Consider the following 12,582-nt stretch of genomic DNA (forward strand, 5'->3'; position numbering starts at 1 on the left):
AAACTCCTATCTATCCACGCTTAAATTCGAGTTGCTGCGGTTGCGTCTCACATAAGCCAGCACCGCCGGTAATCCCAGAATGAGAAACACGGCTAAGTTGGCCAGCCCAGCGGAAATGACCTGAACCAAAATTTTATCGTTGGGTTCCCCCATCACGAAGATATCAAAATACCCGGAAAACGCCAGGGAAACGAAGATCCCCACAATCCCATACACCACAAACCAGGCCACGTGGTTCTTCTTCATCTGCCCTTCCTGAGCGTTGAAATCCTTAGCCAAATAAATCAGGCCCATAAACGCCGCAGTAATGCCTGAGCCAAGTGCCCAGCCCCACCAAACGGTGCCGCTTGTAATCAAATCGTTGATCACGTGTCCGATAAATCCGGCGATAAAGCCAACAACCGGCCCAAACAACGCACCGAAAATCGCCAGCAAAGCGATCGCCGGCCGAAGCTGCGTATCCGGCGCAATCGGGATGCCAATCCAACTGGTCGCTCCATAGAGCGCAGCGCCAATCCCGATGGTTACCACCGTTCTCGTGCTCCACTTCCACAATGAAGGTTTCATATCCATCTCCCTCTCCTTTACATCAAAGCCCGCAACAAACCCAGGTTTGCAGCAGATATGTATTTACCGGTCGCCGTTTCCCTATCGAAGGAAGATGTCAGGTTGCCGTCACGCAGACCGGTGTTTCCTTCAATATAATAGGGATTCCGTCCGATTGCAACAAATTCTTACTAGATTAGTTGGAATTATGAAACGGGATGATGGAATATGATCTTGGACGATTTGAAACATGACGGGCCAGCTCCGTTCAGCGGACGCCCCCTGCCTGGGCCGACCTCTCACCATTATCCCTCTGAATCAGCCAGAGGGGAGCAAACAACTTCAGGAAGGGAACGCTCATCACGGAACATCAGATTCGTTCTTTTGATACCATTAACTGGTCGGGCCGGTCGGGTTGCGGGTTTTAACCTTGGTTCCCATGTTCCTGGCGTCCCTGACAGAAAGGGATAATTACGTAAAAAGCCCCCAAAGATACCCCACACGGTTCAAATCGGAACCCCATGGGATAAGTAATCCCCTACCAACTTCTAGCTGAATGAGAGGGATACCTGAATAAGGGGGATAATCCATTAAAACGGCCGATCGGCCAACATCCCTTTCCTCAAGGTCGCGATGCACCCCCACTACTCGCGGCGCACGAGCCGCGATGTGTTCCGCAGCGCCGGAATGCTCCCGGCGCCGATGCCGAACATGGCAGTGCGGAGCTCCAGCTCAACGCGCTCCAGAAGCGCGTCCAGCTGCTCCTCCGACTGCACTGCCGGTTCGAGCAGCGCCCGGCCGAACCCGGCCAGGTCCGCGCCAAGCGCCAGCGCTTTGGCAGCGTCCACGCCGGTGTTCAGGCCGCCGCTGCCAATCAGGGCGGCGTCGGGCACCGCCGCCCGCACCTCGCGGATGCATTCGGCGGTGGGGATTCCCCAATCCGCGAATGCCTCCGCGGCCGCGCGGCGCACGGGGTCGCTGCCGCGGAACTTCTCGACCTGGCTCCACGAGGTGCCGCCGGCGCCTGCGACGTCGATGAAGGCGACGCCTGCTTCGCGCAGCCGTTTTGCCGTAGCGCCGTCGATGCCCCAGCCGACCTCCTTTACGCCAACTGGAATCGGCAGCTCTCGGCACACCTCCTCGATCCGCCGCAGCAGTCCGCCGAAGTTCGTATCTCCCTCCGGCTGGAACACCTCCTGCAGGCTGTTCAGATGCAGCACCAGCATGTCCGCTCCGGCGATCTCCACCGCCCGCTTGCAATCCTCCGGCCCGTAGCCGTAATTGAGCTGCACCGCGCCTAAGTTGGCGATGATCGGGATGGTCGGCGCAAACCGACGCACGGCAAACGTATGCGCTAGCTCGTCCCGCTCAACGGCGGCCCGGACCGAGCCGACGCCCATGGCCCAACCGCGCCGCTCCGCCGCTTCGGCCAGGCGCGCATTGATCTCGCCGGCCAGCCGGCTGCCGCCGGTCATCGAGCTGATCAGGAGCGGCGTTCGCAACGATGCGCCGAGAAACGCCGTCTTTAGGCTGATCTCGGCGAAATCCAGCTCTGGCAAGGCGTTATGGCGAAAGCGGTATTTTTCAAAGCCGTTCAGGATGCCCTCCGCATTCACTTGCTCCTCCAGACAGAGCCGGATATGCTCGGTTTTGCGTTCCGATGTGGGTTCCATGCCGTACACTCTCCTTTTCCGCGAAATACACAGGGATTACCCCTGTTACAACAGCGGAGATAATAGCCGGGCCGCGGATTCCGCCAGACGTACCGGGATTTTCTTATTCATAAATTCGTCCTTGTCGATCAGCTTCGCCGACAGAAGATCGCGTTCGAAATTGTTGACAACCTTAGTTACGCTTTCGTTTTGCACCAGGAGTGCGTTCACCTCAAAATTCAAATGGAAGCTGCGCATATCCATGTTCGCTGTTCCGATCGTGGCTACTTCCCCGTCAACGATCAGCAGCTTGGAATGCAGAAAGCCTTTTTCGTATTCGAAGATTTTCACCCCAACCTCCAGCAGCGATGGGAAGTACGAATGGGATGCCAGGAACGGCAGCCATTTGTCCGGTCTGGCCGGGAACAGGATACGCACGTCGATCCCCGATAAGCCGGCCACGCGCAGCGCGGTCAGGATATCCTCATCCGGAATAAAGTACGGCGTCGCCAGCCATACCGACTTCTTCGCTGATGTGATCATCGCAAAGAAGATGTTCTTGAGCGTCCGGCTTTCGTTGTCAGGCCCGCTTGGCACGATCTGCACCGCGCCGCTGCAGCCCTGCTCCAGCTCAGGAGACAGGTAGGCGAGATCCATAATTTTCTCCCCGGTGACGTACTGCCAGTCTTGCAGGAAAATGATTTGCAACGACCGGACCGCCTCCCCTTTAACCAGCATGTGGGTATCTCGCCAGAAGCCGTACGTCTTGCTGCGGCTCAAATATTCGTCGCCGACGTTGAGACCGCCGATAAATCCAGTATTGCCGTCGATCACGACGATCTTGCGGTGGTTGCGATAATTCACCCGGCTCGACAAAGACAAAAAACGCATCGGCCCGTAAATCCCAACCTTCACTCCTGCAGCGCGCAGCTCCGCGATAAACGATTTGGGCAAGCCGATGCTGCCTACCGCGTCAAACATAAAACGGACCTCAACCCCGGCCCGTGCCTTTTCTATCAGCGTTTTCTGAATTTCCCGTCCGATGTCGTCGGCACGGTAGATATAGTATTCCATATGGATATGATGCTTGGCTTTCTTTAGCTCGCGCAGCAGGTTCGTAAACGTCTCTTCCCCGTTGGTCAACACGTACGTGCGGGTTGCCATTGAGAATGGCGTGCGAGCCAGCCGCTGGGACAGATGCAGCAAGCGCTGTTGACTGGGACTAAACTGCGACAAATCCCGAGGCAGCGGGTGAGCGCTGCGGTCGATCCGCTCATAGCTGAGGCGATCCTGCTCCGCTTTTTTATCGAATTTACGCCGCTTAAAGTAATTTTGGCCCAGCAGAAAATAAAGCACCAGCCCGACGACCGGCAGCAAAGCAAGCACGAGAATCCAGGCCACCGTGCTGGAAGGATTGCGGTTCTCCATAAAAATGGCGAAGCCGATCGTAATGACGGTCAGCGTTTGGAAGATACTAACGAGCGTACCCCCAAATTTACCGAAGACGCCAAATCCAAAATAATAGAAAGCAAATAATATTGCGGCGATGATAATGATTTGAAGTCCCCGTCTCATGTTATACTCCCTCTTTACCTATTGATGCATGTGATTATATTCTACATGAACGCTCGAATTCTTCCTACTGGTGGGAGGAAAAATGTACATACGCTCATTTGTATCCGCCTGGGCTTTATACTATAATCGATAATGACCATGGAGTCAGAACGAGAACCCATGAGTCAGAGGAAGGGGGTTCAGTTTTTATTTGTCTCATCCATCCATCGACAAAAAGAAGCTGATTTTACGTGCGGCCATGCAGCTATTTTCGACCAAGGGCTCGTCCGCCACGTCGATGCAGGAGATCGCCGAAGCTTGCGGGATGTCCAAGGGCAGTCTCTACCTTCACTTTAAATCGAAAGAGGAACTGGAGCAGAGCTTGTTCGACTACTGCTACCAGATGCTGCTTGACCATCTGACGCAGGTGGAACTGCAGCAGGGATTGACGCCAAGAGAGAAACTGTGGCGCCAGATCATTGTCATGCTCGAACTGGTGCTTGAGCTGCGTGAATTCTTGATCATGCAGTTTCAGGACTGGCACAAAAACGGTACGCCCTACAAAGAACCTGCTTCGGTCAAGGCGCACAATTCCAAGCTGTTACGTCACGGGAAGAACAAGCTGGAGGCCATCTACGGGCCGATGATCGAGCCGTACACGGGCGATCTGTTAACGATCGCTTACGGCATGGTCGGCATGTACATCCGGTTACTGTTCGAGCCCCATGTTTCCGCCTCGCCGGAACAGATGGCGAGCCACTTGATGGATCTGCTCGACTTGGCAGCCCAACATCAGTTAAGCAACCGTCCTGAGCCGTTGATTTCTGAAGAAGCGTTGCGGCTCATGACCGAAGGGGCTCCAGGCAGCCTGGATTTGCAGCAGCATCCGATCATCGCAGTCAAACGCCTCCGTGATCACCTTAGTGCCATCACCGATGCAGACAGACAGCAGGAAGCGCTGGAAACCCTGCAAATTCTGGAGCGTGAAATTTTGGAGCTTCGTCCGCGCCGCGCCATTATTAAGGGCATGCTGGCCAATTTGGCCGCCATCCCGGAGCTGGCTCAGCATTCTGCTGATTTAAAGCAGCTGCTGCAGGTTTATATCCAGCACACGTAAATGAGGAAGTACCCATAGGAAAGAGAGGAGCAGAAACCCGCATATGAAGAGTATCATCCAGTTTTCCCTGCGCAATAAGTTCGCGATTTGGCTTCTGACGGTCATCGTGACTGCCATGGGATTGTACAGCGGTCTAACGATGAAGCAGGAGACCATTCCAAACATTAACGTGCCTTACCTTAGCGTAACCGCGGTCTATCCAGGCGCTGCGCCGGAAGGCGTAGTCGAGGAGATCACCAAGCCGCTGGAAACGCGGCTGCATAATGTCGACGGTGTAAAGACAATTACCTCCACTTCGATGGAGAACGCTGCCTCGCTCATTATTGAATTTGATTACGACACCAACTTGGACAATGCCACCGCGGCGGTTCGCGAGGCATTAAACGATGTGCAGCTTCCGGATGATGCCCAGAAGCCGCAGATCACCCGGTTTAGTCTGAATTCCATGCCGGTCGTTTCCCTCAGCTTGTCGGATAAGGAATCCGGCAGTCTCGAAGATTTGACCCGGATTACGGAGAACGACATCAAACCTGTGCTCGAGGATTTGGACGGCGTCGCTTCCGTGCAAATCGCCGGCCAGTTCGTCCGTGAGGTCAGTTTGAAATTTGACGAAGCCAAGCTGAAGGAGCTCGGCCTGACGGAAGATACCGTAAAAGGAATCGTGCAAGGTTCCGCGCTCCGCGTGCCGCTGGGGTTGTTTAGCCTTGAGGAATCCGAGAAGGCCGTCGTTGTTGACGGGAACATCACAACCGTAGATGATTTGAAAAACTTAGCTATTCCGATCGTACCTAGCTCTGCTGGCGCCAATGCCGCAGGAGGTATGGCTGCGGCTAGTGGCGCTGGTACAGCGGCTGGTACTGCTGCTGGCGCAGCTGGTGGTGCTGGTGGTGCGGATGCGGCTGGCGGTGCGGGTGCAGCAGCCGGCGCTAACGCTGGAGGAGCGATGGGAGCTGTTCCAACCGGCCTCCCGACCGTCAAACTTGGCGACATCGCTGACATCGAAACAGTTGGTAAAGCCGAATCGATCTCCCGGACCAATGGGGAGGAATCGATCGGCATTCAGATCGTCAAATCCAACGATGCCAACACCGTTGACGTTGTCAACAAGGTCAAGGAAGCCGCCAAAGAGCTGAGCAAACAATACGACCATATCAACTTTACGGTCCTGCTGGACCAAGGTCAGCCGATCACCGACTCGGTGAACACGATGCTGTCCAAAGCGTTGTTTGGCGCCTTGTTCGCCGTGTTGATCATCCTGATCTTCCTGCGTAACATTCGTTCGACGATCATTTCCATTATCTCGATCCCGTTATCGCTGCTGATCGCCATTTTGGCTTTGAAGCAGATGGATATTACACTGAACATGATGACGCTGGGTGCCATGACCGTTGCCATCGGCCGCGTGGTCGACGACTCAATCGTCGTCATCGAGAACATTTACCGGCGCTTGTCCCTGACGGGCGAGAAGCTAAAGGGAAGCAAGCTGATTATCGAAGCAACACGGGAGATGTTCATCCCGATTATGTCCTCGACGATCGTCACGATCGCCGTGTTCCTGCCGCTCGCTTTCGTCAGCGGGATGGTCGGGGAATTGTTCCAGCCGTTTGCGCTCACGATGGTCTTCTCGCTGCTGGCGTCGCTGCTGGTCGCCATTACCCTCGTACCAGCGCTGGCGCATACGCTGTTCCGCAAAGGTCTTAACAAGAAGCATGACCACGATGAGAAGCCAAGAGGCATGGCCCGCGGCTATCGCCGCATCCTAGAATGGTCGCTGTCCCATAAGCTGATCACCTTCGGACTTGCGGTCGTCCTGCTGATCGGCAGCTTGTTCTTGTACCCGCTGGTCGGCGTCAGCTTCCTGCCGGAACAAGAGGATAAATATGTGATGGTTACCTACTCCCCTGAACCCGGAGCTCGACTGGAGGATGTGGAAAGGGATATGCTGCAAGTTGAGAAATATATCCTGGAGCAGCCGAACGTCGATCGAATGCAATATTCCGTTGGCGGCGACAATCCGCTGGGGATGGGTTCCTCGAACTCAGCTTTGTTCTATATCGCCTATGATCCAGATACCAAACAATTTAACGATGTCAAAGAAGAGCTGATCGAAGGCCTGCGGACCGAGCTTCCGAAGGGTGAATGGAACGATATGTCCGAGCTCATGACCGGCGGTCTGGGCGGCAGCACGCTAAGCGTTAATGTCTTTGGAGACGAGCTGGAGCAGATCAAGCCGGTATCGGATCAAATCCTCTCCCTGATTCAAGAGGATACGAAGAACTTTGAAAAAGGCGACACCAGCCTATCCAAAACCTATGAGCAATACACTTTGGTTGCGGATCAACAGAAGTTGAGCTCCCTTGGCTTGACGCCGGGCCAACTGGCAATGAAGCTGAGCCCGGTTCGGGAACGTCCGGTTCTGACCGAGGTCGCCATCGACGGCAAGAAATACAATGTATATATTGAAGCCGACAGCGAGACTTATCACAGCATTACCGATATCGAAAATGCAACGCTGACTTCGCCGCTGGGCATTCAAGTCCCGATCAAGGACGTGGCGAAGGTGGAAAAAGGCACCTCCCCGGATTCCATCATGCGGATCGACGGGAAGATGGTCGTTGAAGTCAGCGCAAAAATCACCTCTACCGACGTACAAAAGGCATCGACCAGCCTGCAGGAGAAAATCGACAAGCTGGATCTGCCGGACGGCGTTACCGTCAAATTCGGCGGCGTCACCGAACAAATCAACGATACGTTTGGCCAGCTCGGCCTCGCCATGTTGGCGGCCATCGCCATCGTCTATTTTGTTCTCGTCGTCACCTTCGGCGGAGGCTTGGCTCCATTTACGATTCTCTTCTCCTTACCGTTCATCGTGATCGGTGCCATGGTAGGCCTTCTGATCGGCGGAGAGACACTAAACGTCTCGGCATTGATGGGCGTGCTCATGCTCATCGGGATCGTCGTGACCAACGCGATTGTCTTGATTGACCGTGTCATCCATAAGGAACGCGAAGGCTTGTCCACCCGCGAAGCCTTGCTCGAAGCGGGAACAACCCGGCTTCGTCCGATTCTGATGACCGCCTTGGCGACGATCGGCGCACTGCTGCCGCTGGTCTTCGGCTGGGAACGCAGCGCAGGGATTATCTCGCGCGGCCTCGGCATCACCGTCATCGGCGGTTTGATCAGCTCGACGCTGCTCACGCTGGTCATCGTGCCAATCGTCTACGAATTCCTGATGAAGTTCCGTCGCCGCGATATGTCGGCCAAGGAACTCGATTAAAACAGCACAAAGACGACGTAGGGAAATATATCCTGCGTCGTCTTTTCCCATTTAGCGCGCCCCATCGAATAGCCGCATCCAATTCCGGCTGTAACGCTGATGACGAACGTTATTTGGGCAAATCTGACTAAGTTGAGATTCTAACGACGATGAGCAACGCTATTGCGGTCAAAACTACAGTTTTCGGCCACGAAATGAGAGAATAAGCGCTGTCCCAAGCGTTAGAATCTCAATACGGCGATTTTGGCCCAAATAAGACCTGTGGCAAGCGTTAGAATTCATATCCTGGCCAGGCAACAAAAAGGACCCCACCCCGCGATCTGCGGAGGCTGAGGTCCTTTTTCTATCCCATCACCGGATGCTGACTTTCCCGCCAGGCTCGAAGCTGCGACAAATCTTGAACCAGGAATTCATCCAGCAATTCAGCCAATCCGATAAAGAGCGGACTTTGCGTGGCTTGCATCAGCTCTTGGGCAAACGGCTGCGCCCACTTCAGCAAATGCTCCTCCAGGAAGTGGATCTGCACATCCGCCAGCGCCAGGCAGCTTTGCTGCAGATTGGCTTTCGCCAGCATGCCTTCCGCGAGCACGGCCATAAATTCCAGCTCCAGTGCGATATGGTCGTCGCGCTCCCCGTTTAATTTATTGAATACGATCGCATTATCCATATATAATTTGCGGACTTGGGCGATACAAGCCAAAGCGCCTCCACCTTCATGGCGACTGCGGAACAAGCTTTCACAGGACGGAACGATCGCCTCCCGCCCCGAAAACAAGCGCTCGTACTCCTTCGCTTCTTGATGGCAGACACTGCGAAACATTGCTTCGGGAATGCTCTCCAGATAGGCAATCAGTCTACGCCCCCCCTTGCTGGTCCCTGCCTTCGGGTACTGCGCTACCTTACGGCGCCACTGAGCAATCAAGGACATCCGCGGCGGGCGGCTCAGAAAATCCATTAATAGTTGATATACCATCCCGCGAGTTTCCAACCACTCAACCTGCTCCTGCGTATAGACCAAAGGTTTGAACAGCATTGCCATCCAAATTCATCTCCCTCAAAACGACATCGTAAATCAAACTTGCCATGCCATGATATGAAAAAAAAGATGACTCCCTTCATCATGCGGGAAATCATCTCGAAAGCATATACCGACACATGATTAAGGGGGATCACGTATCGCTCACTTGTATTATACCTCTAATTGTAAGCGCTTTAATGTGATCTTTATTACACTTTACTTCCATTGTATCGTTGTCCGACACAGAATATACTTGAACAGTGTGTGTCAACGCATTGACCCCTAGATGAATATATATTAAATTTGAAACACCTGAAGAGAGAAGGAGGCGTACACATGGAGCAGCTGCTTGACCCCTTTGGGCGAAAACATGATTACCTGCGCATCTCCGTCACTGACCGATGCAATTTGCGCTGCGTCTATTGCATGCCCGCCGAAGGAATGGTGTTTCAACCGCATGAGGAAATCATGAGCTACGAGGAAATTGCCGAGACAGTATCGGCGCTTACTCCGATGGGCCTCCGCAAAATTCGGCTTACCGGCGGCGAACCGCTGGTGCGCAAAGATTTAGAACAACTTGTTGCCATGCTCTCCAGCATTCCGGGCATTGAAGATATTGCACTAACGACGAACGGCATGTTTCTTGCGAAAAAAGCGGAGCTGCTGAAGCAAGCGGGATTAAAACGGGTGAACATCAGTCTGGATTCACTGCGTCAGGACCGCTTCGCGATGATTACCCGCGGCGGTGAGGTGGAGAAGGTGCTGGAAGGCATTCAGGCCGCCGTCGAGGTCGGTTTTGAGCCGATTAAGCTCAACGTGGTCCTGATGAAAGGAATCAATGAGGATGAAATCCGCGATTTTATCGCGTTAACGTTAGATCAGCCGCTGCATGTTCGCTTTATCGAATATATGCCGATTGGCAGTGCCAGCGACACCTGGCGTAAAACCTACCTGCCTCTGACGGCCGTGGAAGACGTCTGCCGGGAAGCGGGCTGGGAAGTGGAAGGCGTCGAAGGTCCGCGCGGTAACGGTCCTGCCGAAAGCCGCCGCGTTGCGGGTGCCGCCGGAACGTTTGGGCTAATTCATCCGGTCAGCGAGCATTTCTGCGACAGCTGCAACCGGCTGCGCTTGACCGCTGACGGACATATCAAGGCCTGCCTGTATTGGTCGGATGAGCTGCACGTGCGCCCCTATGCCGCAGCCGGCGACCATGAAGGCATCCGCTCCCTGTTCCTGAAGGCGCTGGGAGCCAAGCCGAAGAACCATGAAATGGCGCTGGCTTTGGAGCGCAAGCAACAAAGCCATACGCCAACCGCCCGCCGAATGTCACAAATCGGCGGTTAACCCTCTGAGCGGCCCGATTCTAACCAAGATCGGGCCAGCTCATAGTCCTCCGGCTTGTTCATATTAAACGTGCACCACTCCAAGGGGAGGCCCGAAGCATTGGCGAGGGCCTCCCCTTCGATATATTCGGTGCACAGCGTCTCGGTCCAAGCCGTCATCTTGAGGCGGCCTTCCCGCAACCGCGCTTCCAAGCCTGGAAGCACGCTGCGCCGATAGGCCGCCAGCAGCGGATGGGCCCGCTCCGGCGTGCGGGCCAAAATCGCCTCGGTCGGTGCGAAGCCGCCCGAGGCGCCTGCCGCGAGGTCGCTTGCCCGGTCAACCCGGGCCGCCGTTTCCTCCGCCGCCTCCGCCCGCTCCAGCAAAGCGCGGAACAGGCCGCGATTCGCGAACGGCGTATCGCAAGCGACCGCGAGGTTCCAGCGGGTCGTCGAGCTCTCCAACCCGGCATGCAACCCAGCCAGCGGCCCGGCCCCCGGATAACGGTCGGTCACGACTTCTTTGCCGAACCGTTCATAAACCGCCTTCGTCCCCCCTGCGATCACGATTCTTGAAGCCACTGTCTCCAGCTCTCGAATCAACCGTTCCAACACCGTTAAGCCGCCAAGCTCAAGCAGCGCCTTATCACTGCCCATCCGGCTGGATCTTCCACCGGCTAAAATGATGGCGGTTGTGTTCATCAGTTTTCCCCCAATGCATAAATTATGGTAAAACCAAAAAACTTGGTTTGTATCCCCTTTCACCTGTGTGTTACATTGGGATCATAGTCACAAGCTTCCCGCCTGTGACCATATGGACCCGGATAGAAAGGAATGGCTCGTTTGCAGGAAAAAAGACGATATTCGTCCTTTTCGTTGTTGCCGTTAGGTCTGCTTAACTTTTTTATTTACGGAACCTTGGTCATTTTCACTGCCTTTTTTCAATTATATTTACAGGACATCGGGATGGACAAGCTGGAGATTGGCAGCCTGATGGCCATCGGTCCCTTCATTTCTTTGGTGGCCCACCCGTTCTGGAAATTCCTGGGCGACCAAAGGCAGAATCCACGTGCCATCCTGCTAGCCATGCTGCTGGGCTTACTTATCATGGGACATCTCGTGTTTACGGTCAACACCTTTTCGATGTTGTACGTGACGATGATTTTGCTATATTTTTTCCTAAGCCCGCTGCTCTCGCAAAGCAATACCTTGACTCTCGGCTATATCGCAGAAACGCCGAAGCAATTCAGAACGTACCGCATTTGGGGCTCGCTCGGGTGGACGTTCATCGCGCTGGCCGCCGGACCCATCATCGATGCCGTCGGCCACGAGGGAAGCTCGCTGCTGTTTAGCGTAACGTTGATGCTGGCGATCGGTGCTACCCTGTTGCTGCCCACCATTCGCCAATCGTCTCAAACCCCTTGGCTGAAGGGAGGGGAGCTGCGTCTGGCGCTAAAGAACAAGTACCTGCTGGTGTTCGTCCTCTTTAGCATGCTGGTAGCAATCCCTAATGCAATCAACACCATCTTTATGCCGCTGTTTATGATCGATCTCGGCGGAACGCGGTTGGCGGTCGGCGGTGCCGTGTTCTTATCGACCGTTTTTGAATTTCTCGCATTGATCCTGCTGGACCGCTTGATAAAGCGAAAATTATCCTATTTGCTCGCTTGCATCACCGTCGTCAGCCTGTTGTTTGCGATTCGCTGGGATTTGATGTCTGAAGCGACACTCCCGGTGCACATCTTGCTCATTCAACTGCTGCACTCCGTAACGTTTGGCGGATTCTTCTACGTCGGCACCAAGCTGATCGCTCTGCTGTTGCCGCGGCCGCTGAGATCAGCGGGACAAGCGGTCTATACCTTTGCTGCCAGCGGCCTTGCCTGCGTGATTGCGGGCTTCTGGGGCGGCTGGATATTTCAAAATTTCGGTCCGGTGGTGATGTACCGGTCCGGCGTCGCGTTAACACTAATCGGTGCGCTTGGGTTCGCCGCGATGTGGTATCAAATCCGCCATCACGGCTATTCGCCGGCAATGGACGATCTACATGATGAACCATAACAACCGGCCAGCTATATGCGCTGCCTGCCGATCTTACGAAA

General features: G+C 54.7%; 9 protein-coding genes. 4 read left to right on the forward strand and 5 right to left on the reverse strand.

Annotated elements, in window-relative coordinates; all coding sequences use genetic code 11:
* Nucleotides 1-6: 6 nt before the first annotated feature.
* From ACL02P_RS15860 to cls, 3 genes are all read right to left on the reverse strand, one after another.
* Nucleotides 7-567, reverse strand: a complete 561-nt coding sequence (locus tag ACL02P_RS15860) for an ECF-type riboflavin transporter substrate-binding protein (protein WP_311202278.1) — start codon at nucleotides 565-567, stop codon at nucleotides 7-9.
* Between the two features lie 623 nt (nucleotides 568-1,190).
* On the reverse strand, nucleotides 1,191-2,219 hold the full coding sequence (gene fni, locus ACL02P_RS15865) for a type 2 isopentenyl-diphosphate Delta-isomerase (RefSeq protein ID WP_260071028.1): 1,029 nt from the start codon (nucleotides 2,217-2,219) through the stop codon (nucleotides 1,191-1,193).
* A gap of 45 nt (nucleotides 2,220-2,264) precedes the next feature.
* Nucleotides 2,265-3,773, reverse strand: coding sequence for a cardiolipin synthase (gene cls, locus ACL02P_RS15870; protein ID WP_009223712.1), 1,509 nt, complete (start codon nucleotides 3,771-3,773; stop codon nucleotides 2,265-2,267).
* Between the two features lie 190 nt (nucleotides 3,774-3,963).
* Here cls and ACL02P_RS15875 point away from each other — a divergent pair, with 190 nt between their 5' ends.
* Complete coding sequence (locus ACL02P_RS15875; RefSeq protein ID WP_009223711.1) at nucleotides 3,964-4,869, forward strand: TetR/AcrR family transcriptional regulator; 906 nt, start codon at nucleotides 3,964-3,966, stop codon at nucleotides 4,867-4,869.
* Nucleotides 4,870-4,912: 43 nt separating this feature from the next.
* Nucleotides 4,913-8,146 carry an efflux RND transporter permease subunit gene (locus ACL02P_RS15880; RefSeq protein WP_412837696.1) on the forward strand — a complete coding sequence of 1,078 codons (3,234 nt, stop codon included), beginning with the start codon at nucleotides 4,913-4,915 and terminating at the stop codon, nucleotides 8,144-8,146.
* Nucleotides 8,147-8,489: 343 nt separating this feature from the next.
* Here the strand turns inward: ACL02P_RS15880 and ACL02P_RS15885 are convergent, their stop codons facing one another.
* A complete protein-coding gene (locus tag ACL02P_RS15885) occupies nucleotides 8,490-9,185 on the reverse strand; it encodes a molecular chaperone (RefSeq protein ID WP_260071030.1) in 696 nt (231 codons plus the stop codon).
* Nucleotides 9,186-9,500: 315 nt separating this feature from the next.
* Between ACL02P_RS15885 and moaA the strand changes: the two genes are divergently transcribed.
* Nucleotides 9,501-10,508 carry a GTP 3',8-cyclase MoaA gene (gene moaA / locus ACL02P_RS15890; RefSeq protein WP_009223708.1) on the forward strand — a complete coding sequence of 336 codons (1,008 nt, stop codon included), beginning with the start codon at nucleotides 9,501-9,503 and terminating at the stop codon, nucleotides 10,506-10,508.
* Here moaA and ACL02P_RS15895 read toward each other — a convergent pair.
* Complete coding sequence (locus ACL02P_RS15895) at nucleotides 10,505-11,185, reverse strand: molybdenum cofactor guanylyltransferase (RefSeq protein WP_412837697.1); 681 nt, start codon at nucleotides 11,183-11,185, stop codon at nucleotides 10,505-10,507. The two genes, moaA and ACL02P_RS15895, sit on opposite strands and share 4 nt — an antisense overlap.
* Before the next feature lie 132 nt (nucleotides 11,186-11,317).
* Between ACL02P_RS15895 and ACL02P_RS15900 the strand changes: the two genes are divergently transcribed.
* The gene (locus ACL02P_RS15900) at nucleotides 11,318-12,541 is read left to right on the forward strand and encodes an MFS transporter (protein ID WP_009223707.1); all 1,224 of its coding nucleotides are present in this window, start codon (nucleotides 11,318-11,320) and stop codon (nucleotides 12,539-12,541) included.
* The last annotated feature ends 41 nt before the right edge of the window (nucleotides 12,542-12,582 follow it).

It is taken from the genome of Paenibacillus sp. MB22_1, from assembly GCF_047200555.1.
Taxonomy (GTDB): domain Bacteria; phylum Bacillota; class Bacilli; order Paenibacillales; family Paenibacillaceae; genus Fontibacillus; species Fontibacillus phoenicis.